The sequence below is a fragment of the Acidovorax sp. FW305-C-20-28 genome, assembly GCF_058783375.1.
Window position 1 is genome coordinate 672,366 of the sequence record NZ_JBYSYM010000001.1, and the last position, 22,214, is coordinate 694,579.

Annotated in this window: 24 protein-coding genes; 13 read left to right on the plus strand and 11 right to left on the minus strand. The window is 68.3% G+C overall.

Annotation, left to right across the window (positions count from 1 at the left end; translation table 11 throughout):
* Positions 1 to 129: 129 nt before the first annotated feature.
* The 5 genes from corA to AC3WOH_RS03180 form a co-directional block, all read right to left on the minus strand.
* Positions 130 to 1,116: a magnesium/cobalt transporter CorA gene (corA, locus tag AC3WOH_RS03160; protein WP_184855586.1), complete on the minus strand. Its 987-nt coding sequence runs from the start codon at positions 1,114 to 1,116 to the stop codon at positions 130 to 132.
* 189 nt (positions 1,117 to 1,305) lie between these two features.
* Entirely contained in the window at positions 1,306 to 2,097 is a 792-nt protein-coding gene (locus tag AC3WOH_RS03165) for a uracil-DNA glycosylase family protein (protein WP_492227941.1), read from the minus strand.
* 16 nt (positions 2,098 to 2,113) lie between these two features.
* Positions 2,114 to 2,593: a ribosomal protein S18-alanine N-acetyltransferase gene (rimI, locus tag AC3WOH_RS03170; RefSeq protein ID WP_492227942.1), complete on the minus strand. Its 480-nt coding sequence runs from the start codon at positions 2,591 to 2,593 to the stop codon at positions 2,114 to 2,116.
* A 17-nt stretch (positions 2,594 to 2,610) separates the two neighbouring features.
* Positions 2,611 to 3,330, minus strand: coding sequence for a tRNA (adenosine(37)-N6)-threonylcarbamoyltransferase complex dimerization subunit type 1 TsaB (gene tsaB / locus AC3WOH_RS03175; RefSeq protein ID WP_492227944.1), 720 nt, complete (start codon positions 3,328 to 3,330; stop codon positions 2,611 to 2,613).
* A gap of 23 nt (positions 3,331 to 3,353) precedes the next feature.
* Positions 3,354 to 4,346 (minus strand): DMT family transporter, encoded by a 993-nt coding sequence (locus tag AC3WOH_RS03180; RefSeq protein WP_492227945.1) that lies wholly within the window; start codon positions 4,344 to 4,346, stop codon positions 3,354 to 3,356.
* Between the two features lie 105 nt (positions 4,347 to 4,451).
* On the opposite strand from AC3WOH_RS03180, the gene dacB reads away from it, so the two are divergent.
* The 4 genes from dacB to AC3WOH_RS03200 all read left to right on the plus strand — a co-directional run bounded on the left by dacB (position 4,452) and on the right by AC3WOH_RS03200 (position 9,320).
* Positions 4,452 to 5,867 carry a D-alanyl-D-alanine carboxypeptidase/D-alanyl-D-alanine endopeptidase gene (gene dacB, locus AC3WOH_RS03185; protein ID WP_492227987.1) on the plus strand — a complete coding sequence of 472 codons (1,416 nt, stop codon included), beginning with the start codon at positions 4,452 to 4,454 and terminating at the stop codon, positions 5,865 to 5,867.
* 129 nt (positions 5,868 to 5,996) lie between these two features.
* Entirely contained in the window at positions 5,997 to 7,301 is a 1,305-nt protein-coding gene (locus AC3WOH_RS03190; protein WP_492227946.1) for a lipase family protein, read from the plus strand.
* 162 nt (positions 7,302 to 7,463) lie between these two features.
* Positions 7,464 to 8,609: an SGNH/GDSL hydrolase family protein gene (locus AC3WOH_RS03195; RefSeq protein WP_492227947.1), complete on the plus strand. Its 1,146-nt coding sequence runs from the start codon at positions 7,464 to 7,466 to the stop codon at positions 8,607 to 8,609.
* Between the two features lie 39 nt (positions 8,610 to 8,648).
* Entirely contained in the window at positions 8,649 to 9,320 is a 672-nt protein-coding gene (locus AC3WOH_RS03200) for an OmpW/AlkL family protein (RefSeq protein ID WP_492227948.1), read from the plus strand.
* A gap of 242 nt (positions 9,321 to 9,562) precedes the next feature.
* Here AC3WOH_RS03200 and AC3WOH_RS03205 read toward each other — a convergent pair whose 3' ends face one another.
* The 4 genes from AC3WOH_RS03205 to purE all read right to left on the minus strand — a co-directional run bounded on the left by AC3WOH_RS03205 (position 9,563) and on the right by purE (position 13,332).
* The gene (locus AC3WOH_RS03205) at positions 9,563 to 10,519 is read right to left on the minus strand and encodes an SGNH/GDSL hydrolase family protein (RefSeq protein WP_492227949.1); all 957 of its coding nucleotides are present in this window, start codon (positions 10,517 to 10,519) and stop codon (positions 9,563 to 9,565) included.
* A 113-nt stretch (positions 10,520 to 10,632) separates the two neighbouring features.
* Positions 10,633 to 11,649 (minus strand): L-threonylcarbamoyladenylate synthase, encoded by a 1,017-nt coding sequence (locus AC3WOH_RS03210; protein ID WP_492227950.1) that lies wholly within the window; start codon positions 11,647 to 11,649, stop codon positions 10,633 to 10,635.
* Positions 11,650 to 11,668: 19 nt separating this feature from the next.
* On the minus strand, positions 11,669 to 12,838 hold the full coding sequence (locus tag AC3WOH_RS03215; RefSeq protein WP_492227951.1) for a 5-(carboxyamino)imidazole ribonucleotide synthase: 1,170 nt from the start codon (positions 12,836 to 12,838) through the stop codon (positions 11,669 to 11,671).
* Positions 12,835 to 13,332, minus strand: a complete 498-nt coding sequence (gene purE / locus AC3WOH_RS03220; protein ID WP_492227952.1) for a 5-(carboxyamino)imidazole ribonucleotide mutase — start codon at positions 13,330 to 13,332, stop codon at positions 12,835 to 12,837. Before purE ends, AC3WOH_RS03215 begins: the two co-directional genes overlap by 4 nt.
* 154 nt (positions 13,333 to 13,486) lie before the next feature.
* On the opposite strand from purE, the gene trxA reads away from it, so the two are divergent.
* Complete coding sequence (gene trxA / locus AC3WOH_RS03225; protein ID WP_492227953.1) at positions 13,487 to 14,392, plus strand: thioredoxin; 906 nt, start codon at positions 13,487 to 13,489, stop codon at positions 14,390 to 14,392.
* 62 nt (positions 14,393 to 14,454) lie between these two features.
* On the opposite strand, the gene AC3WOH_RS03230 is transcribed toward trxA, so the two are convergent.
* On the minus strand, positions 14,455 to 15,375 hold the full coding sequence (locus tag AC3WOH_RS03230) for a phosphoribosylaminoimidazolesuccinocarboxamide synthase (protein ID WP_492227954.1): 921 nt from the start codon (positions 15,373 to 15,375) through the stop codon (positions 14,455 to 14,457).
* 204 nt (positions 15,376 to 15,579) lie between these two features.
* Between AC3WOH_RS03230 and AC3WOH_RS03235 the strand changes: the two genes are divergently transcribed.
* From AC3WOH_RS03235 to hprK, 4 genes are all read left to right on the plus strand, one after another.
* A complete protein-coding gene (locus tag AC3WOH_RS03235; RefSeq protein WP_492227955.1) occupies positions 15,580 to 16,809 on the plus strand; it encodes an MFS transporter in 1,230 nt (409 codons plus the stop codon).
* A gap of 234 nt (positions 16,810 to 17,043) precedes the next feature.
* Entirely contained in the window at positions 17,044 to 17,379 is a 336-nt protein-coding gene (gene hpf, locus AC3WOH_RS03240) for a ribosome hibernation-promoting factor, HPF/YfiA family (protein ID WP_007857535.1), read from the plus strand.
* 108 nt (positions 17,380 to 17,487) lie between these two features.
* Positions 17,488 to 17,955: a PTS sugar transporter subunit IIA gene (locus AC3WOH_RS03245; RefSeq protein ID WP_007857534.1), complete on the plus strand. Its 468-nt coding sequence runs from the start codon at positions 17,488 to 17,490 to the stop codon at positions 17,953 to 17,955.
* 37 nt (positions 17,956 to 17,992) lie between these two features.
* Positions 17,993 to 18,949, plus strand: a complete 957-nt coding sequence (gene hprK / locus AC3WOH_RS03250; RefSeq protein WP_007857533.1) for an HPr(Ser) kinase/phosphatase — start codon at positions 17,993 to 17,995, stop codon at positions 18,947 to 18,949.
* A 113-nt stretch (positions 18,950 to 19,062) separates the two neighbouring features.
* Here the strand turns inward: hprK and fur are convergent, their stop codons facing one another.
* Positions 19,063 to 19,479, minus strand: a complete 417-nt coding sequence (fur, locus tag AC3WOH_RS03255; RefSeq protein WP_492227956.1) for a ferric iron uptake transcriptional regulator — start codon at positions 19,477 to 19,479, stop codon at positions 19,063 to 19,065.
* A 92-nt stretch (positions 19,480 to 19,571) separates the two neighbouring features.
* Between fur and AC3WOH_RS03260 the strand changes: the two genes are divergently transcribed.
* From AC3WOH_RS03260 to AC3WOH_RS03275, 4 genes are all read left to right on the plus strand, one after another.
* A complete protein-coding gene (locus AC3WOH_RS03260; protein WP_492227957.1) occupies positions 19,572 to 20,144 on the plus strand; it encodes an outer membrane protein assembly factor BamE in 573 nt (190 codons plus the stop codon).
* 94 nt (positions 20,145 to 20,238) lie between these two features.
* Positions 20,239 to 21,069, plus strand: a complete 831-nt coding sequence (gene dapB, locus AC3WOH_RS03265) for a 4-hydroxy-tetrahydrodipicolinate reductase (RefSeq protein ID WP_184855605.1) — start codon at positions 20,239 to 20,241, stop codon at positions 21,067 to 21,069.
* Positions 21,070 to 21,091: 22 nt separating this feature from the next.
* Entirely contained in the window at positions 21,092 to 21,775 is a 684-nt protein-coding gene (locus tag AC3WOH_RS03270) for a MotA/TolQ/ExbB proton channel family protein (RefSeq protein WP_492227958.1), read from the plus strand.
* The gene (locus AC3WOH_RS03275; RefSeq protein WP_492227959.1) at positions 21,772 to 22,212 is read left to right on the plus strand and encodes an ExbD/TolR family protein; all 441 of its coding nucleotides are present in this window, start codon (positions 21,772 to 21,774) and stop codon (positions 22,210 to 22,212) included. The genes AC3WOH_RS03270 and AC3WOH_RS03275 overlap by 4 nt, the downstream gene beginning before the upstream one ends.
* Positions 22,213 to 22,214 lie beyond the last annotated feature (2 nt).

The window sequence follows — 22,214 nt, forward strand, 5'->3', positions numbered from 1 at the left end:
CCGCCCTATCGCACGAAGGCGCGAAGCGCCTGAGGTGCACTTACCAGCGCCACCGTGGATCCGGCTTTGCCGGTCCAGGGGTGGCGTCCCCCCTCAGGGGGGAAGGCGCGCAGCGCCACAGGGGGGAGCCTATTTCAACCAGCCCCGCTTGCGGAAGTACCACATCGGTCCGAGCGCGCTCGCCACCATCAGCGCGATGCCGTAGGCATAACCGTAGGTCCACTTGAGTTCGGGCATGAACTCGAAGTTCATGCCGTACACGCTGGCGATCAGCGTGGGTGGCAGCAGGGCCACGCTGGCCACCGAGAAGATCTTGATGATCTTGTTCTGGTTGATGTTGATGAAACCGACCGTCGCGTCCATCAAGAAGTTGATCTTGTCGAACAGGAAGGCCGTGTGGTTGTCCAGCGACTCGATGTCGCGCAGAATCTGGCGCGCCTCCTCGAACTGCTCGGAGTTGAGCATCTTGCTGCGCATCATGAAGCTCACCGCGCGGCGCGTGTCCATGACGTTGCGGCGGATGCGGCCATTCAAGTCTTCCTGGCGTGCGATGGCGGCCAGCACCTCGCCGGCACGCGCGTCGGTCACGTCGCCGGCCAGCACCTGCTTGCTCACGGCTTCAAGCTCGTCGTAGATGTTCTCCAGCGTGTCGGCCGAGTACTCGGCGTCCGCGTCGAACAGCTTGAGCAGCACCTCCTTGGCGTCCTCGATGAGGCCGGGTGCACGCCGTGCACGCATGCGCAGCAGGCGAAAGACGGGCACATCCTCGTCGTGGATGGAGAACAGCACGCCACGGCTCTTGAGGTTGGCGTTGTGCTGGTTCAGGATGAAGGCCACACGCACCGAGCGCGGGTTCTCGTCATCGTCGATCAGGAAGTCGCTGCGGATGTGCAGCTCACCGTTGTCTTCTTCGTAGAAGCGGGCGGATTCCTCGATGTCCTCGTCCATCGCATCCTCGGGGATGGACAGGCCATAGTGCTGCTTGATCCAGCGCTTTTCTTCGAGCGTGGGGGCTTCCAGGTCCACCCAGATCGGCTGGAACTTGGCGAGCTCTTCCAGGGATTCGATTTCTTCCTGGAACAGCCGGCCATTGGCGAGCGTAAAGATGTTGAGCATGGGCTCACTCCCTTGTGATTGGCGTCTGCGGTGGGGGTCAGGGGTTGCTTTCAACCCCACGGCAGGCCGGGGAGCTGAAAGCTACCAACTCGGGTAGGTTTCCAAGGAGCTTTCTCCGTTAAAAATGCAAGCGCCGGATTATCGCACCGGGCACGCGGCCTGTCTGTGACTGCGCTGGCGCTGGGAAGTTCACGCGGTTGCCGCCCGCACGGTGGCCAGTGCCCGGCACAGGTCGGCCCAGGCGGCGGCCTTGCTGTCCTGCGAACGCAGCAGGAACGCCGGGTCGTAGGTGACCACGGCCGGGCAACCCGCCAGGGAGTGGGGGCCGGCGCGCAGGCGGCCCAGTGGTTCGGTGCTGGCCAGGGCGGCCCGGGCGGCCACATGGCCCAGCACGAGCACCATGGCCGGTTGCAGCGTGGCGACGGCCTGGGCCAGTTGTCCTGCCACGTCGGCATCGCCGCCGCTGCCGCCGGGGGCCGTGCGCTCCAGCGCCGCGAGGAACACCCGCGGGTGGCGGTGCAGTTGCATGGCGCGCAGCATGTTGTCCAGCAGCTTGCCGGCATCGCCCGCCAGCGGCTCGGCAGGCTCCGGGACTTCGGCCACGATCAGCCAGCCGCTCCCCAGGCCGGCGGGCGTGCGCGCCGGGTCGGCCGTGGGGTACAGCGCCCGGGGCGCATGCAGGGACAACAAGCCCGCGGCGGCCGATCCGGCTGCCATGGCGGCCGGTGGGGTGGCTGGCGCCGGTGCTGGAGCGCGCTGCACGGCGGGCGCGGGGGGGCCGGTCCTGGGGGTCTGGGCGGTGGGCACGGGTGCGGTGGCCACCGGGGGCGGCATGGCCTTGGCAGCGTCCTCAGGTGCGGTGGCGCTGCGGGCGGGCGGGGCTGCGGCGGGTACCGCAGCGGCCGCCTCTGCGGGGGCCCAGACGGTCACCCCCATCTCCTGCAGCATGGCGCGCTGGCGCGCATCGAGGGAAAGGCTCATAGGAACGGGCAAATTCTCACAGGGGCAGGCTCATGACCATCGCGTCCTCGCGCTGGCCATGGTGGGCGGGGTAGTAGCGCTTGCGCTCGCCCACGCGGCGAAAGCCATGGGTCTCGTAGATGTGCTGGGCGCGCAGGTTGCTCACGCGCACCTCCAGCCATAGCCACTGGGCGCCCTTGCCGCGCGACCACAGGGCCAGCGCGTCCAGCAGTACGCGGGCCCAGCCCTGGCGCTGGAACTCCGGAGTGACCGTGAGGTTCAGCAGGTGCACCTCGTCCACCCCCATCATGGCCACGAAGTAACCCAGCACGCGGTCTCCGCCCATCAGCAGCCGGCATTCGTAGCGCGAGGCCATGGCATCGATGAAGTTGCCGCGCGTCCACGGGTGGGTGTAGGCGCGCTGCTCCACCTCCAGCACCGCGTCGAGCTGTGCCAGCGTGAGGGTTTCCAGGCGCACCTCGGGGGCGTCGGCGGAAGGGGTGGGTACGGCGCTCATGGCGGGAGGCGGTCGGTTCAGGGTGGGGTGGGCGTGGCCGCCTGGGCGGCGCGCAAGGCCTCCCGTTCGGTGGTGGTTTTCGCCACTTTATCGCGGATATAGCGCGGCAGCGCATCGCTGGCGGGCACGGCGTTCCCGGCGGCCAGCAGGGCCGGTGCCAGGCGCAGCAATGCAGTGGCCGTGGGCAGCGCGCGCACGTGCACGGCCTGGGGGGCCAGGCGCTCGCTGTAAGGCGCTTGCGCGTTGCCGGCCACGCTCCAGCCGTCGGGCACCTCCACCGCTTCGGGGGCGCCCAGGCCGAAGTCGGCATCGGCCTGCCAGCGGCCCTCCGCGGGGAGCCATGCGCAGCGCGCGCTGTAGACCTCGTCCATGCGCGCATCGAGCACGGCCACCACCTGCGTGCAGCCATGCTGCAGGCGTGCCTCCTCGGCCACGGCCAGCAGCGTGTCCACCGGCAGCACCGGCACCCCCGTGCCGTTGCGCGCGCCGAAGGCCAGACCCTGGGCCACGGCACAGGCCGTGCGCAGGCCCGTGAAAGAGCCCGGGCCGCGGCCAAAGACAATCGCGTCCAGCGTGGCGAACGACAAACCGGCCTCGGCCAGCAGGCGGTGGATGGCCGGGAGCAGTGTGGCCGAGGCCTGCGCACCGCCCGGGCCCGTGTGCTCGCACACCCGGTCCCCGTGCTGCACGGCAATGGACAGGGTGTCGGTACTGGTATCGAAGGCAAGCAGGTTCATGGCAGGGGCAGGCAAGGGCAGCATCAGGCCGCGGAGTTTCCGGGCGCGGCAGGCAAAGGCGCAGGCGCGGGGCTTTGGCGCAGCACGCCCAGCAGGATACCCGTGGTCACGAGCGCCAGGCCCGCACCCAGGTTCCAGTGCAGGGGTTCGCCCAGGAACAGCACAGCGCCGATGGCCGAAAGCCCCGGCACCAGGGCGGTGATCATGGTGCTGCGCACGGGGCCATAGTGCTGGATCATGCGCGTGAAGGCGATCCCGGACACCACCACCGAGCCCCCGCCCTGGAACACCAACTGGAACAGGATCTCGCTCCAGGGGGCCTGGCGCAGGTGGCTGGTGACCGTGCCCAGTGCCACCAGCACGCCCCAGACGGGCACGTACACCCACAGCGCGAAGGCGGTGATGGCGATGGTGGCCTGCACCGCATCCACGGCGAGGCGCCGGGCCTGCACGCTGTAGCTGGCCCAGCATGCGGCCGCCAGCATGAACAGCAGGTCGCCTTTCCACACATCCCCGCCGGCAAAGCCTGCCAGCAGGCTGCGCCCGCCCACCAGCAGGTCGCCAGCCACGATGAGTGCCAGGCCCAGAGCGCGCAGGGGCGTGATGCGGTCGTGCAGCACCACCACGGCCAGCAGGGCCGTCCACAGCGGCAGGCTGCCGGGCATGAGCACGGCGGCGTGGGTCGCCGGGGCGTGGAAGAAGCCGGCATAGGCCAGCACGGCGTACAGCACCCCGCCAAAGACACCCAGCAAGGCGGTGGTGGACAGCGGCAGCGGCGAGACGCCGCCCAGGCTGGAAGCCGGGGCGCTGGCTCCCATCTGCACCCGCCGGCGGCGCACCAGCCACCAGCCCCAGGGCAGCAGCACCAGGCTGGCACCGACGATGCGCAGCAGCGAGATGTCCAGCGGCGCAAGGCTGCGCTGTGCCGAGGCGCGGGCGATCACGATGAAACTGGTCCAGATGGTGACGGTCACCAGGGCCGCCAGCAGGCCCGTGGCACGGGGAGAAAAGCGCATCCGGGGATTATCCGCGGGCCGGGCCGACCGCGCCGGTGGCGGGCGATAGACTCCCTGCCCATGCTGTCCGTTCGTCTCTTGCCCCGCCTGTCCCTGCCCTCCTGGATGCCCTTGGCCACGCTGCTGTGGAGCATGGTGGTTCCTGCGGCCCATGCCCAGGCGCCCACCCCTTCGCCTTTGCCGCCCGAGGTGGAGGCCGCGCTGTCCCGCACCCGCCTGCCGCGCGAGGCGCTCTCGGTGCTGGTGATCGATGCCCAGGGCGGCGCACGCCAGGCGCCGCGCCTGGCGCACCGTGCCCAGGTGCCCATGAACCCGGCCTCGGTGATGAAGCTGGTCACGACCTACGCCGCGCTCGACCAGCTCGGTCCGGCCTACACCTGGAACACCCCGGTCTACGTGCAGGGTTCCGTGCAGGACGGCAGCCTGCGCGGCAATGTCTACATCCAGGGCCAGGGCGATCCCAAGCTGGTGATGGAGCGGCTGTGGCTGCTGCTGCGCCGGCTGCAGGCCCAGGGCATCCAGGTCATCGTGGGTGACATCGTGCTCGACCGCACGGCCTTCGACGTGCCCGAGCAGGACCCCGGCAGCTTCGACAACGAACCCCTGCGGCCCTACAACGCCTCGCCCGATGCCCTGCTGGTGAACTACAAGTCCCAGGTGATGACCTTTGTGCCCGACGCCGCCGCCGGCCTGGCGCGCATCCAGTACGACCCGCCGATGGCCGGTGTGCAGCGCCAGGCTTCCGTGGCACTGGCCGCGCCGGGTGCGGAGTGCGGTGACTGGCGCGCTGCGCTGAAGGCCGAGCTGTCCGATCCCGCGCGCATCGCGTTCCAGGGGGTGTACCCGTCCAGCTGCGGTGAGCGCGTGTGGCCCATCGCGCCCGCGGATCCGCGCGGCTTTGCCGCGCGTGCCGTGGAGGGCATGTGGCGCGAGCTCGGTGGCAAGCTCACGGGCAGTGTGCGCGATGGCAAGGTGCCTGCCGGCCTCAAGCCGGCCTTCGTGGCCGCCTCGCCCGCGCTCGCCGAGGTGGTGCGCGATGTCAACAAGTACAGCAACAACGTCATGGCACAGCAGGTGTTTCTGACGCTGGCGCTGGGCAACAAGGGGGCGGCGGCCACCTTCGAGGGGGCACGCGAGGCCCTGCGCCGCTGGTGGCAGCTGCGCTTTGGCGATGCCGACCAACCCGTGGCCGACAACGGGGCAGGCCTCTCGCGCGATGCACGCATCACGGCCCAAGGCCTGGCGCGCATGCTGCAATCGGCCTGGGCTTCGCCGGTGATGCCCGAGCTGGTGTCTTCCCTGCCCATTGCCGGGGTGGACGGCACGCTGCGCCGCAGCCAAGCGCGGGGCGCGGCCCACCTCAAGACCGGCAGCCTGCGCGACGTGATGGCGGTGGCTGGCTACGTGCATGGCGCCAGCGGCCGGCGCTATGTGCTGGTGGCCATGGTCAACCATGCCAATGCGGGAGCCGCCCGCCCGGTGCTCGATGCGCTGACCGACTGGGCCGCGCGCGATCAGTAGGGTGCGGGAGCGTGTCGCGCAGGCGTCCGCGGGCCCTCGTAAACCCTAATGGCAACGGCAGGGCGGGTGCGCGCACGATGCGGCGTTACCATCGATCGGTTGAAGCACCATAGAGAGAGGATCGCACCCATGAAGTACTTTCGCCTGAGCTGTATCGCATCCGTTGCGGTCCTGCTGTCTGCCTGCGGCGGCTCCGACGACGCCGGACGCGGGGACCTGGTGGAGCTCCCCACCGTCCTGACCACGCTGACTACCGCGCAGATCGACGCGGGCACCACGTCCAGCGGTTTGCGGACCCTGGCCGGCAAGGCGCGGTGCGACGTGAAGGTCGTGGCGCTCAATTACTACACGGCAGGCGCCAAGGCGGGCGAACTCACCAACGCCTCGGGCGTGATGCTGGTGCCCGCGGGCACCTGCAGCACCGAGAAGACGGCCTTGCTGGCCTACGCCAAGGGCACCGATGTGCAGAAGCCGCGCACCCTGGCCAACCCGCAGGACAGCGAGACCTTCCTGCTGGCCGCGATGTACGCCTCGCAGGGCTATGCCGTGGTCGCCACCGACTACCTCGGTTTTGCCAAGTCGGGTTACAGCTACCACCCCTACCTGCACGCCGATTCGGAAGCGACTTCGGTGATCGACTCGGTGCGTGCTGCGCGCAAGGCCGCCGCTTCGGTGGGCGGCAACCTCTCCGGCCGCATCCTTTTCACGGGCTATTCGCAGGGCGGCCATGCGTCCATGGCGGCCCACCGCTCCGCCGAGCGCGACTATGGCAACGAGTTCGACGTGGCCGCCGGTGCCCACCTGGCCGGGCCCTACAACCTGTCGGGTTCGCTGCGCATCCCCGACGCGATCGCTGGCGTGCAGTTCTTCGTTCCTTACCTCGTGACGTCCTGGCAGAAGGTCTACGGCACCATCTACAGCGATGTGAAGCAGGCCTTCAAGGCCCCGTACTCGAACTACATCGAGACCCTGCTGCCCAACCCGACGATGACCTACACCACGCTGGTGACCTCGGGCACGCTGCCGGGCGGCACGCCCAACCAGGCGCGCGATGCGCTGTTCCAGTCGGCCTTCATCGCCAGCAGCCAGACCAACCCGAACGACCCACTGTTCCTGGCCGCCCAGAAGAACGATCTGCTGGGCTGGACACCCAAGTCGCGTGTGCTGCTGTGTGGCGGTTCGGGCGACCCCACGGTGCCACCCGCCGTGCACCAGAACGTGATGAAGGCCGACTTCGACGCTCGGGGCGTGACTAATGTGATCTCGGTGGATGTGGACGGCCCCATCCAGGCCACCTTCGGCCCCGGCGGCGTTGCGCCCACCGACCCGGCGTCTGCCGCCTTCGCTACCTACTACGGCGCCTACCACGGCACCTACGAGCCGCCGTTCTGCCACGCCCATGCGCGTGCCGTCTTCGACGTCATCGTGAAATAAGCGATTCACATCGCCTCTCCGAAGCCGACCCGTGGGTCGGCTTTTTTCATGCTGCGCTGCTCGGTAGTTTCCCGGGCGGGCATGGGGCACAGGCAGGGGTACGATGGTTGCTGGAAAAAAGCACGGTCGTGCTTTTTAAACATCCTTTACCTGGAGAACCCCTTGAACACAAGACAATGCAAGGCTGCCCTTTCGGCATTGGCAGCGGCCTGCCTGCTGGCGGCATGCGGTGGCGGCGGCTCGGACACCACGCCTGCCGCCCCGGTGACTGCGGTGAAGGTGGCCGGCGACAGCTTGGCCGACAGCGGCACCTTCGGCTTCAAGGCCACCGTGCAAGGCTCTGCGGCCACGGGGCCCGGTTCGACCCCGATCTGGCCCGAGCGTGTGGCCACCAGCTATGGCCAGACCCTGTGCGCGCACTACCTGTTCAACGGCACGGCGTTCGTGGCCAACAACAGCTGCTCGAACTACGCCGTGAGCGGGGGGCGCATCAACAACTTCACCGCGCCCACGTCGCCGGTTTCCATCACCCAGCAGCTCAAGGATCTGGGAAATGCCGGCTACAGCCCGTCGGACCTGGTGCTGGTGGACGGTGGGGGCAACGACGCGGCCGATCTGGTGGGGGCCTACCTGCGCGCCTCCACAGACAATGGCCAGGCCTATGCGGCCATGCTCACCAGCGTGTTGCCCGCCGCCACCGTCAACACGGCCCTGGCCAGCGGTGCCACGGGCATGGCGCAGATCGGTGGTGCCTACATGCAGGCGCTGGCCCAGCAGTTCGCCGCGACCATCCAGGCCAACACCGTGGCCAAGGGGGCGCCGCGCGTGGCCGTGCTCAATGCCCCGGGCATCACCCGCACGCCCCGCTTCCAGATGGTGCTGGGCTCCATCGCGGCCCAGCGCGGTGCCGACGCCGCCAAGCAGGCCGAGGCCCTGTTCGACGGCTGGGTCCAGGCCTTCAATGCACAACTGGCCACCAGCCTGGCCGGTGACGCCAAGGTCGTGGTGGTGGACTTCTACACTTCGTTCAAGGACCAGTCGACCAACCCAGCCCAGTACCAGCTGACCAACACCACCACGCCGGCCTGCCCAGCGACCGGCCTGGGCAGCGATGGCCTGCCGACCTACAGCTTCCCGAGCTGCACCGCGGCCGCGCTCTCCGCCATGGTGCCCCCTGCCGGGGCCACCGGGGGCGCGGACTGGTGGAAGAGCTACGGCTTTTCCGACAGCTTCCATCCCACGCCCTATGGCCACCAGCTGATCGGCCAACTGGTATCGCGCTCGCTGTCGCGGGCGGGCTGGCTGTAAACCGCCGCCGTGGTCTCCGTACTTTCCAAGGAGTTACTCATGCACCATTTCTCCCGGCTGGGCCTGGCGGCCGCCGCCCTGCTGCTTGGCGCCAGCGCCTCGGCCCAGGTGGCCGGCACCTTCAGCGTGCGCGCAGGCTTCACCCACATCGCCCCGCAGGTCAAGAGCGGCAACCTCAGCGCCCCGAGCTTCCCGGGCACCACGGTGGACGTGGGCAATGCCACGTCACTTTCCGGTGGCGTGAACTACATGCTCACGAACCACTGGGCCATCGATGTCCCCCTGGCGCTGCCTTTCAAGCACGACATCGAGGGCGATGGTGCGATCGCAGGCGTGGGCAAGCTCGGCGAGACCAAGGTCCTGCCGGTCACCGTGTTCGCGCAGTACCGCTTCGCCGAGCCCGAGGCCAAGTTTCGCCCCTACGTGGGCCTGGGCTTGACCTACAGCCGCTTCTTCAAGACCCGCAGCACGGCCACTCTGAGCGGCCTGACCGGCGGCACCCCGTCGCGCCCCACGACGGCGTCGGTGGACAACAAGTGGGGGCTTACCCCCCAGATCGGCTTTGTCTGGAGCATCAACGAGCGCTGGTCGCTGGACGCCGCCTACTACAAGAGCTTCCTCAAGACCACGACGCACCTGTCTTCGGGCCAGTCAATCACCACGCGGCTGAACCCCGACGTGATCGCCATCGGCGTGGGTTACCGTTTCTGAAGTGAAACACCCCCTGAGTCGCTTCGCGCCTTCCCCCTCTCTCTCCTCGCTACGCGATTCGGGAGGGGGACGCCCCCGGTGCGGCGGGGCGGCCCTTGCACGGGGGCACTGGTCTTGGCCGCGCCAGTTTCACGCGGCGTGGGTGGCGCGCAGCGCAATGACTAGCTGATACCCTGCGCGGAAACAAGAAAGCCGACCCGGACCGGGTCGGCTTTCTTTTGGGCGATTGTCCGGGAACGTGCTTACCAGCGCGCGCGCAGGCGATCGTAGGCGTAGTTGCCGAACTGGCGGTGGGCGTTGGGCGTCAGGTAGACGCTGTCGGCGAACACGTAGGCGTCCTGGTTGGCGCCGGTCAGCAGGGTCGAGGGCGTGCACAGGGCCGAGTTGACCTGGCCGGCGCCGATGCCGATGCCATTGGCCGTGTCCAGCGAGGTGCACACCGGCGTGGTGGCGTTGTTGAAGCCGTAGTTGGAGGGCGTGCCGACATACAGGTTCACGTAGTAGGCCGAGTCCACGTAGAGCACGTTGGCACCCAGGTCGACGATGCTCACCAGCAGGCCTTCGTTGAAGCGGCTGCTGGCGTCGCTGAGCAGGGATTCACGGTTGATGGTCTTGGCCCAGGGCGTCTTGCCCAGGTCGTAAGTGCCGGTGACGACCACATTCTTGGCACCTGCTGTGACCAGGCGGCGCACCTGGGTCGCCAGGTCCTGACCGGCCTTGCGCGAAGCGGCCACCATGTCGGTGGTGCTCAGGCTGCCCGAGGTCACGGCGGCCATGCCGGCGATCACGTCGCTCGGGCCGCCGTTGATGACGATCAGGTCATTGGCGGCCACGCCGCCAGCGGCCAGGAAGGCATCGATCTGCTCGGTCACGGTCGGGGTGGCTGCGACACCGGCCGCATCGGGCTTGGCGGCCACGCGCGCATTGCCCACGGCGTAGCTGCGGCCACCGGCAGCCGACGATGCGGCCAGGGTCCGGCCGTAGCGCGATGCGACCTGCAGCGTCCAGTTGTTCACGCTGCCATCGTTGACCGAGTAGCGGGTTCCCTTTTGGCCGACGTCGTTGTAGGCGTCGCCAAAGGCCACCAGGCGTTCGGGGGTGAAAGCCGACTCGGTCGTGCTCGACCCGCAAGCCGCAAGCAGTGCGGCCGACGCGCATGCTGCCACCAGGACGGTGCGGCGCATCCAATTTGCTGCCATGTATTTCTCCAGAAAATGGGGTGTTAGTTTAACGACGCTGTGTCAAGGCATGTAAAGGCTTGTCACGGCGCGGCGGTAGAGAGAGTTCCGGCGCATACCGGCGGTTCCCCGCATCAGGATGCGGCGGCCCGTTGCAGGCGGTCGCGAACCCCCTCCCATTCGGGGGTGGCGGGCGGGGTCTCGATCCAGATGAGCTTCACGCCTTCGTCGTCGAAGCTGCGCAGCACCGCAAACAGCTGCTGCGCCGTTGCGGCCGCATCATCGGGCATGCGGCGCATGACCAGCTTGGAAGAGCGGGTGCGCAGCGCTGCGCGGGCATAGATCGCCATGTTGGCGGCGTCGGCCCCGAGCAGGTCCAGGCCGGTCTGCAAGGCCTTGGCATCCATGAGGCGCACCTTGGCGTTGGGGGCGTAATGGGCCTCCAGCGTGCCCGAGGCACGTGGCGTGTGCTCGGGCAGTTCCTCTGGCGACAGGGGCTGCATGCCGCAGGCCCGCGCGATCTGCGCGCGCGTGATGGCGCCGGGGCGCAGCAGCACCGGCCGCCCGCGCGTGCAGTCGACGATGGTCGACTCGATCCCCACGCCGCAGGGCCCCCCGTCCAGCACCAGCAGCTCGTCGCCAAACTCGCTGGCCACATGCTGTGCGGTGGTCGGGCTCACCCGGCCGAATCGGTTGGCACTGGGGGCGGCAACCCCCCAGACGGGCGGACCGCCGAGTTCGCTGCCCTCACCAGGGGCCGCACAGGCCGCGAGCAGCGCATGCGCCACCGGGTGCGCGGGGCAGCGCAGGCCCACGCTGGCCTGCCCCCCGGTCGCTGCCGTGGCCACACCCGCCAGGCGCGGCAGGATGATGGTCAGGGGGCCGGGCCAGAATGCGTCGACCAGGGCCTTGGCGAACGCCGGGACCTCGCTCGCGAAATGGGCGATGCCCGAGGCATCGGCCACGTGCACGATCAGCGGGTGGTCGTTGGGCCGGCCCTTGGCCGCGAAGATCTGGGCCACGGCCACATCGCTGCTGGCATCGGCGGCCAGGCCATAGACCGTCTCGGTGGGCAGGCCCAGCAGGGCGCCGCTGCGCACCGCGCGGGCGGCCGCGGCAAGGGATTCGGGCTGGGTGCCGTCGAGGATCATGGAATGCGGTCCGAGCCGGTCAGAACGGGGCGATGCCCAGCAGCGCCGCGGCCTTGAGGGCGGTGGCACGCGCGGCATCGGCACTGTCGGCGGTGATGTTCAGGTGCCCCATCTTGCGCCCACGTTTGGCTTCGCGCTTGCCATACAGGTGCAGGTGGGTGCCCGGCAGGGCCAGGACCTCGGCCCAGGGGGGCGTCTGCTGGCTACCGTCTGTGGCGAACCACAGGTCGCCCAGCAGGTTGAGCATGACCGCCGGGCTGTGCTGGCGCGGCTGCGTCAGCGGCAGGCCGGCCATGGTGCGCACCTGCAGCTCGAACTGCGAGACATCGCAGGCGTTCTGGCTGTAGTGGCCGCTGTTGTGCGGGCGCGGGGCGATCTCGTTGACCACCAGGCTGCCGTCCTGCAGCACGAAGAACTCCACGCACAGCACGCCCACGTACGACAGGCCCACGGCAATGGAGATGGCGCCGGCAATGGCCTGGCGTGCCAGGTCGCCGGGCAGGTTGTCGGCATGCACCTCGGTCACTGCCAGGATGCCGTCGCGGTGCAGGTTGCGCTGCACGGGCAGGTGCACACAGGCACCATCGGCACCGCGCGCGACGATGACCGAGCACTCCAGTGCCAGCGGCAGCATCTTTTCGAGGACGCAGGCCACGCGGCCCACGGACTCCCAGGCCGCGGCCAGCTCGGCCGCGGTCTTCACGCGCACCTGGCCCTTGCCGTCGTAGCCCATGCGGGCAGTCTTGAGGATGCCGGGCAGCAGGTCGGCGGACACTGCGGCAAGCTGCTCGGCCGTTTCGATCACGGCGTAGGGTGCGCAGGCCACGCCGCAGCGCACGAAGTGGGCCTTTTCCTGGGCCCGGTCCTGCGCCACGGCCACGGCACCCGCTGCCGGTGACACCGGGCGCAGCGCGCCCAGCGCTGCCAGGGCGGTGGCGGGCACGTTCTCGAACTCCGTGGTCACGGCATCGGCCAGGCGCGCCAGTTCGGCCAGGCCGGCCGCGTCTTCGTAGCCAGTCTGGATGTGGTGGTGGCTCACCAGCCCTGCAGGGCTGGTGGGGTCGGCATCGAGCACGGCGGTGAAATAGCCCATGGCCTGGGCCGCGTGCACGAACATGCGGCCGAGCTGGCCGCCGCCGAGAACACCCAGCGTCGCGCCGGGGAGGAGGGGGGTGGACAGCGTGGTCATGCCGCAGCCGGTGGCAGGGCCATGTTGCGTGCCACTTCCGTCTGCTCGGCGCGGAAGGCTTCCAGGCGCTGGCGCAACTCGGGGCTCTCGCCGGCCAGCAGGGCCACCGCGAACAGGGCTGCGTTGGCGGCGCCGGCCGTGCCGATGGCGAAGGTCGCCACCGGGATGCCCTTGGGCATCTGCACGATGCTGTGCAGCGAGTCCACGCCCTGCAGGTGGCGGCTGGCCACGGGCACGCCCAGCACCGGCACGGTGGTCTTGGCGGCGATCATGCCGGGCAGGTGGGCCGCGCCGCCAGCACCGGCGATGATGGCCTTCAGGCCCCGGCCCGCGGCGGCCTCGGCATAGGCGAACATGTCGTCGGGCATGCGGTGCGCCGACACCACGCGCGCCTCGTGGGAAATGCCGAATTGCTCAAGAATCTGCACTGCATGCTGCATGGTCTCCCAGTCGCTGCTGGAGCCCATGACCACGCCGATCTGGATGGGTTTCATGGTGTGTGTGAGGGCGCCTGGGAGGATTGCGGTCCGCCTGGGCGCTGTAGGTGGAACCCCCGATTTTACGATTTGCGATGGCCCCCCTGCCACGGGGTTGTTTCAATGCGCCAAAATAGCGCCAACTTGCTTCACCGGCCCTGGGCCCCCGACCATGATTGATGTCACCGTAGAAAATTTTGAAGCCGAGGTGATTGCCGCCTCGATGGAAGTCCCGGTTCTGGTGGATTTCTGGGCGCCCTGGTGTGGCCCCTGCAAGTCGCTCGGCCCGGTGCTGGAGAAGCTCGAAACCGAATACGAGGGGCGCTTTCGTCTGGCCAAGATCGATTCGGACCAGGAGCAGCAACTGGCCGGCATGTTCGGCATCCGCAGCATCCCGACCTGCGTGCTGCTCATGAACGGCCAGCCCGTGGACGGCTTCATGGGCGCCCTGCCCGAGGGCAAGGTGCGCGAGTTCCTCGACAAGCATGTGCCCACGGCCGAGGCCCTGGAAGCCGAGGAGCAGGAAGAGGAAGCCCTGGATGCGCTGGCCGATGGCGACACCGACACCGCGCTGGAAAAGCTGCAGCACGCCGTGGCCACCGACCCGGCCAACGACGATGCGCGCTTCGACTACGTCAAGCTGCTGCTGCAACTGGGCCGCGACGACGATGCCAAGGTGGCCTTCGCCCCGGTGATCGCCAAGGCGCCGAACGCGCGCAAGATTGCCGCGCTCAAGGTCTGGATGGACGCCATCGACACGGTGGCCACCACCGAGGGCGCGGGCGATACCGCCGCGTTCGAGGCCAGGATCGCCGCCAACAAGCGCGATTTCGACGCCCGCCTGGCCCAGGCGCGCTGGCTCATCACCGAGCAGCGCTGGACCGACGCCATGGACGAGCTTTTGGAGATCCTCATGCGCGACAAGGCCTGGGGCGACGAGGTGGCGCGCAAGACCTATGTGGCGATCCTGGAAATCATCGAGCCGCCCAAGCCCAAGGTGGCCGATGGGCAGATTCCTCCCGACGATCCGGTAGTGGCCACCTACCGCCGCCGCTTGTCGAGCGTCGTGCTCAGCTGACTCAAGCGCCCATGCAAAAAGGCTCCCTCGGGAGCCTTTTTTTCGTTGCCGGGGCCGGGAAATCAGCCCACCAGGCGCTCCAGTGCCTCGCGGTATTTGGCTGCGGTCTTCTCGATCACCTCGCGCGGCAGGCGCGGCGAGGGCGGGGTCTTGTCCCAAGGCTTGCCGTTGACCTGGGCCTGTTCCAGCCAGTCGCGCACGAACTGCTTGTCGTAGCTGGGCGGGTTCTGGCCGGCGGCCAGTGCGGCCTCGTAGCCCTCCACGGGCCAGTAGCGCGAGCTGTCGGGCGTGAGCACCTCGTCCATCAGCACCAGGGTGCCATCGGGCGCCAGGCCGAACTCGAATTTCGTGTCGGCGATGATCATGCCCTTGGTGAGGGCGATCTCGGCCGCGGCCTGGTAGATCGCGATGCTCAGGTCGCGGATCTTCGTGGCCAGGGGCAGGCCGATCATCTCCACCGTGCGTTCGAAGGTGATGTTCTCGTCGTGCTCGCCCGCGGCGGCCTTGGCGGCCGGGGTGTAGATGGGGGTGGGCAGCTTGGCCGCGTTGGTCAGGCCTTCGGGCAGGGGCACGCCGCAGACCGAACGCGATTCCTGGTATTCCTTCCAGCCGCTGCCGGCCAGGTAGCCACGCACCACGGCTTCCACGGGGATCGGCTGCAGGCGCTGCACCAGCATCGAGCGGCCGCGGATCTGTTCGGCCTCGGCTGGGGTGACCACGCTTTCCGGGGCCTCGCCCGTGAGGTGGTTGGGGCAGATATGGCCGAGCTTGTCGAACCAGAACAGTGCCATCTGCGTGAGCAACTCGCCCTTGCCGGGGATGGGCTCGCCCATGATCACGTCGAAGGCCGAGAGGCGGTCGCTGGCCACCATCAGGATGCGGTCGTCGCCCACGGCGTAGTTGTCGCGCACCTTGCCGCGCGCCAGCAGGGGCAGCGAGGTCAGGGCGGAGGTGTGCAGGGCATTGGAGCTTGGCTGGGTCATGGTGTCGGTGTGGGCAGTCGATGTCCGCTGCGGTCAGGCCTGGGAAAAGGGGAGGGCGCGCACCCGCGCGGCCACGTTCGCTGTACAGCGTGGCGATTTTACGCGCCGGGGCGGCAGGGCCGGCGGGACGGGGGCTTGTGGCCCGTTCCCAGGGGCGGCACACTGCCGGGCTTGCTTTCACCATGCCCTCGCCGGCAACGCCCCGTGCCAACGTCCACTTCCCTGACTCCCCGCCGCGAACTGTGGCTGCTGCTGACCCTGGCGGGTGTGCAGTTCACGCACATCCTGGATTTCATGATCATGATGCCGCTGGGCCCGCAGCTCACGCGCATCTTTGCCATCAGCGACGCGCAGTTCGGCCTGCTGGTGTCGGCCTACACGCTTTCGGCCGGTGCATCCGGCCTGCTGGCCTCGACCTACATCGACCGCTTCGGCCGCAAGCGCCTGCTGCTGGCGCTGTACGCGCTGTTCGGTCTGGCCACCCTGGCCTGTGGCCTGGCGCCCACCTACGCCACGCTGATGGTGGCGCGCGTGCTGGCCGGCATGTTCGGCGGCGTGCTCTCGGCCCTGTGCCAGACCGTGGTGGCCGATGTGGTGCCCTTCGAGCGGCGCGGGCGCGCCATGGGCATCGTGATGACCTCGTTCTCGGTGTCCACGGTGGCCGGCGTTCCGCTCGGGCTGGTGCTGGCCGAGCATGGCGGCTGGCACACGCCCTTCTTCGCGATTGCCGCGATGTGCGCGCTGCTGCTGGTGTTTGCCGCGCGCACCCTGCCCACCCTGGATGCCCACCTGGCGGCTGGCCAGCAGCGCACCGCGCTGGGGGGCATTGCCGAGGTGTTCCGGGACGCCAACCACCGCTGGGCCTTCGTGTTCTCGGGCCTCTTGATGTCCACCGGCTTCACGGTGATCCCCTACATCACGATCTACATGCAGGCCAATGCCGGCGTGCGCACCGACCAGGTGCCGCTGATCTACCTGTGCGGCGGGGTCGTGACCCTGTTCACCGCGCGCCTGTTCGGGCGCCTCACGGATGCGCGCGGCAAGGTGCAAACCTTCCGCTGGCTGGCCCTGGCGGTGGGGCCGTGCCTGCTCGCCATCACCACGGTGCACGGCGTGCCGCTGTGGGCCGTGCTCACGGTGTCCACGCTGATGTTTGCCTTCATGAGCGGGCGCATGATTCCCGGCATGGCCATCATCACCTCGGCCGCCAATCCGCAGCTGCGCGGCACGTTCATGACGCTCAATGCCTCGGTGCAGTCGGCGGCCATGGGGGTGGCTTCGCTGGTCGGGGGCGTGCTGATCAGCCGGGATGCCCAGGGGCTGGTGCAAGGCTACTGGATGGCTGCCGTGGTCGGCATCGTTGCCAGCGTGCTGTCCATCGTGGTGGTGGGGCGGCTGGTGCTGCATGGCGCAGCGCCGGGACGGGCGGCCTGAGGGGATGGGGCCACCCTGGCCGACCGTCTCCCGGCCGACTTTGCCATTGTGCGCCCTTTTCGGGCTGCTGGCACCTTGGCCGGCATAACCCAGTGGGCGGGGGCGGTATGGGATTGCATTTCGGGGAAGGCGGGCGCATAGTGAACCCGTCGATGGATGCATCCAAGTTCGCCAGGCCGCAACTCTGATCAAGGGCGGCCATTTGTTCCACCGAGAGCCACAGGAGACTTATTTATGAACTTGACGATCAGCGGTCACCACCTCGAAGTTACCCCAGCGCTGCGCAGTTATGTGACAACCAAGCTGGACCGGATCAATCGCCATTTCGACCAAGTAGTAGACGTCAAGGTGCTGCTGACAGTAGAGAAGCAAAAGGAAAAGGAAAAGCGCCAGCGAGCGGAATGCAACATCCATGTGAAAGGCAACGACCTGTTTGCCGAAAGTTCCCACTCGGACCTGTATGCTGCGGTGGATGAGCTGGTTGACAAGATGGACCGCCAGGTGGTGCGCCACAAGGACCGCCTGCAGGACCACCACCACGAAGCTGCCAAGCGCGAAATGCACGCCTGAGCGTTGCATGGAGGGCCACAGCAACCGCCCCTGGAGGCGGTTTTTTTGTGGCCCCTTGTAAATTGCTCAGGGTTTTTGCCAATATGTGCATAATTGTTACCTCTGACCATGAACCGACTCGCCTCCATCCTGCCTCCCGCCCAAGTGCTTGTGAGCGTGGACTCCACCAGCAAGAAGCGTGCTTTTGAAGAGGCGGGTCTGCTGTTCGAGAGCCAGCACGGGCTCTCGCGTGCGCTGATCACCGACAGCCTGTTCGCGCGCGAGCGCCTGGGCTCCACGGGCCTGGGCCATGGCGTGGCCATCCCGCATGGCCGCATCAAGGGCCTGAAGGCCCCCATGGCCGCCGTGTTCCAGCTGGCCCACCCCATCGGCTTCGACGCCCCCGACGAAATGCCGGTGGCCCTGCTGATCTTCCTGCTGGTGCCCGAGGCGGCGACCCAGAAGCACCTGGAAATCCTGTCGGAAATCGCCGAACTGCTGAGCGACTCCGTGCTGCGCGAAAAGCTCAAGGCCAGTACCGACGCCGCCGAACTGCACGGCATGATCGCCGGCTGGCAGTCCACTCAGGCCGCCTGAGCCCCGCGGCACCGCGCATTTCCCCCACAGCCCGGCCGTGAAACCCAATGTCGTCAGCGCCGATGTCCTGTTCGAGGAGTTCCGCAGCGCGCTGAAATGGGAGTGGGTCGCAGGCCTCGGTGCCTCCGAACGCCGTTTCGACGAGGTGGCGGTGCGCTCGGCCCGCTCGGGTGCCGACCTGGTCGGCTACCTCAACTACATCCACCCCTACCGGGTGCAGATCCTCGGTGAGCGCGAGATTGCCTACCTGAGCAATGCCTCGCCCGACGACTGCAAGCGCCGCATCGCGCGCATCGTGACCCTGGAGCCGCCGGTACTGGTGCTGGCCGACAACCAGACCGCGCCCGATGCGCTGGTCTCGATGTGCGAGCGCGCGCAGATCCCGATGTTCTCCACGCACGAGTCCTCGGCCTTCGTGATCGATGTGCTGCGGGCCTACCTTTCCAAGCATTTTGCCGACCGCACCACCATGCACGGCGTGTTCATGGACATCCTGGGCCTGGGGGTCATGATCACCGGCGAATCGGGCCTGGGCAAGAGCGAGCTCGGCCTGGAGCTGATCTCGCGCGGCAACGGCCTGGTGGCCGACGACGCGGTGGACCTGTTCCGCATCAACCAGACCACCATCGAGGGCAAGTGCCCCGAGCTGCTGCAGAACCTGCTGGAAGTGCGCGGCATCGGTCTGCTCGATATCCGCGCCATCTTCGGCGAGACGGCCGTGCGCCGCAAGATGCGCCTGAAGCTCATCGTCCACCTGGTGCGCAAGGAAACGCTGGAGCGCGATTACGAACGCCTGCCCTACGAGCCGCTCACGCAGGACGTGCTGGGCGTGCCCGTGCTCAAGGTGGTGATCCAGGTGGTCGCCGGCCGCAACATCGCCGTGCTGGTCGAAGCCGCCGTGCGCAACACCATCCTGCAGCTGCGCGGCATCGACACCTACCAGGAATTCGTCGAACGCCACCGCCGCGCCATGGAGCGCGACACCGGCGGCTAGAGCTCAAGCCGCCAAAACTGGCGCGGCCGAGGCCAGTGCTCCCGCGCAAGGGCCGCCCCGCCGCGCTGGGAGCGTCCCCCTTTCAGGGGGAAGGCGCGAAGCGCCTCAGGGGGTCATTTCTTGGCGCAATCGGCGCATTGGCCGTACAGCGCCATGGTGTGGTCCTGCACCAGCCAGCCCTTGGACTTGGCCACCATCTGCTGGCGCTTCTCGATCTCGGGGTCGTAGAACTCCTCGACCTTGCCGCACGAGGTGCAGACGAAGTGGTCATGGTGCGAGCCCTCGTTGAGCTCGTACACGGCCTTGCCGCTCTCGAAGTTGCTGCGGATCAGGATGCCGGCCTGCTCGAACTGCGTGAGCACGCGGTACACCGTGGCCAGGCCGATGTCCGAGCGCTCTTCCAGCAGCACGCGGAACACGTCTTCGGCCGTCATGTGGCGCTGCGTGCCCTTCTGGAAGATCTCCATGATCTTCAGGCGCGGCAGGGTCGCCTTGAGGCCGGTGCTTTTGAGTTCGTCGATATTGGTCATGGATGGGTCCTGGTTGCCGGTGTCCCGGGAAAGGCAGGGGGCGAGAGGCTGCCGCTACAATGGTTTGAATCATATCCTCAGGTCTTTCTCCCATGCCAGTCAATGCCCGTATCCACGCCCGCCTGGGCTCGATCCTGTTGCTGGGTGCTGCCATCGGTACCCTGGCGGGGTGCGGCAGCCTGGACGGCGCCAGCCGCCGCTTGGCCACCGTGGTCACGCCGTACAAGATCGACATCGTGCAGGGCAACTTTGTCTCGCGTGAGCAGGTCGAGGCCCTGAAACCGGGCATGAGCCGCCAGCAGGTGCGTGAAATCCTGGGCACCCCCCTGGTGACCAGCCTGTTCCACTCCAACCGCTGGGAATATGTCTTCACGCTGAAGAAACCCTCGGCCGAGCTCGTGACCCGCAAGCTCACGGTGTTCTTCGAAGGCGATGTGCTGGCCCGATCGGAAGGCGACGAGATGCCCTCCGAGGCCGAATTCGTCGCCTCGCTCGACGGTGGCCGTGCGGGCAAGGGCAAGGTGCCCGTGCTGGAGGCGACGCAGGACCAACTCGCGCGCTACCCCGCGCGCAAGGCCGAAACCCCTGCCGAAAAGGCTGCCGACGCAGCCCCGCAGGAAATGGCCCCCACCCGCTACCCGCCTCTCGAAGCGCCTGGGCGCTGACAGGGCCGCTTTCTGGAAGTGCAGGCGCGTTTCCAGAGGGCCTTTTTTTCATTGTCTTTGGTCTGCCGACCATTTTTGCGAATCCAGGAAACACATGGCAGGGAATTCTTCGACAGCCTCCACCCCCGTGCGCGTGGCCGTTGCCGGCGCATCGGGCCGCATGGGCCGCATGCTCATCGAGGCCCTGCGCGCCACCGATGACTGCGTGCTCGCCGGCGCACTGGACGTGGCCGCCAGCCCCGGCATCGGCTCGGATGCCACCGCCTTCCTCGGCCATGCCAGCGGCGTGGCCATCACCTCGGACATCAAGGCCGGGCTGCAGAATGCCGACGTCCTGATCGACTTCACCCGCCCTGAAGGCACGCTGGCCCACCTGGCCGTGTGCGCGGAACTGGGGGTGAAGATGGTCATCGGTACGACCGGCTTCTCCGACGAGCAGAAGGCCGAGATCGCGGCGCTGGCCCAGCGCACGGCCGTGGTCATGGCGCCCAACATGAGCGTGGGCGTGAACGTCACCCTCAAGCTGCTGGAAATGGCCGCCAAGGCCATGGCCACGGGCTACGACATCGAGATCATCGAGGCCCACCACCGCCACAAGGTGGATGCGCCCTCGGGCACCGCACTGAAGATGGGCGAGGTCATTGCCGAGGCGATGGGCCGTGATCTCAAGGAATGCGCCGTGTACGCCCGCGAGGGCATCACGGGCGAACGCGATCCCTCCAGCATCGGCTTTGCCGCCATCCGCGGTGGCGACATCGTGGGCGACCACACCGTGCTGTTCGCGGGCATCGGCGAGCGCATCGAGATCACGCACAAGTCCAGCAGCCGCACCACCTACGCCCAGGGCAGCCTGCGCGCCGTGCGCTACCTGGCAGCGCACAAGACCGGCCTGCACGACATGTTCGACGTGCTGAACCTCAAGTAAGTCCCCAGGGCGGTTCGCGCGCATGGATGCACTCCACTGGTGGCGGCAGGGTGATGCGGTCACGCAGGCCTCGGCCCTGCTGCTGCTGGCCATGTCGGTCGCAAGCTGGGTGGTGATCGTCTGGAAACTGCGCCTGCTGCGCCGCGCCAGCGCCGACGTGGCTCGCTGCGTGGCCGCCGTCTGGCAGGCCCCTTCGCTGCCCGAGGCCGCCCTGCGCCTGCAGGGCTTTGACCGGCTGGCCCTGGTGTTGCCCATGGTGCAAGCGGTCAACACCGTGGCCGATGCGGCCTCTCCCTCGGCCCTGGCGTCCATGGGCAGCCTGTCGCAGCGCCTCACGCGCGTGCTGCGCGACGCCCTGCACGGCGTGCTGGGTCGCCTGCAGTTCGGCCAGGTGCTGCTGGCCACCGTGGGCTCCACGGCGCCCTTCGTGGGCCTGCTGGGCACCGTCTGGGGCATCTACCATGCGCTCTCGGCCATGGCGGGCGCCGGGCAGATCACCATCGATCGTGTGGCCGGCCCTGTGGGCGAGGCCCTGGTCATGACCGCCGCCGGGCTGGCCGTGGCCATTCCGGCCGTGCTGGCCTACAACGTCTGCGGCCGGCTCATCGGGCGCATCGAGGCCGACCTGGAGGGCTTTGCGCGCGACCTGCGCGAGCTGCGCATCGACACGGCGGCCCAGGATCACGCCGCAAGCAAGGCCCCATGAGCTTCGGCCGCCTCGAGCGCACCCAGGGGCCCCAGCCCATGAGCGACATCAACATGACGCCGCTGGTCGACGTGATGCTGGTGCTGGTGGTGATCTTCATCCTCACCGCGCCGCTCATGGCCAGCGCCATCCGGCTGGACCTGCCGCGTGCGGATGGCACGGCGGCGGGCGCACCTGCCAAGGCCCTCACCCTGGTGGTGGACCGCACCGGCCAGGCCTTCCTCGACGACCAGCCCCTGGCGCAGGCCGCGCTGGCCGAGCGCCTGCAGCGCATCGGTGCCACGGCGCCCGATACCGAGGTGCAATTGCGTGCCGACGCCGCCGTGCCCTATGGCCGCATTGTCGAGGTCATGGGCGCAGCCCATGCGGCCGGCCTGCAGCGCATCGGCTTCGTGGCCGAGCCGCAAGGCCCCGCCGTGGCCGCCAAGACCCCCTGAAA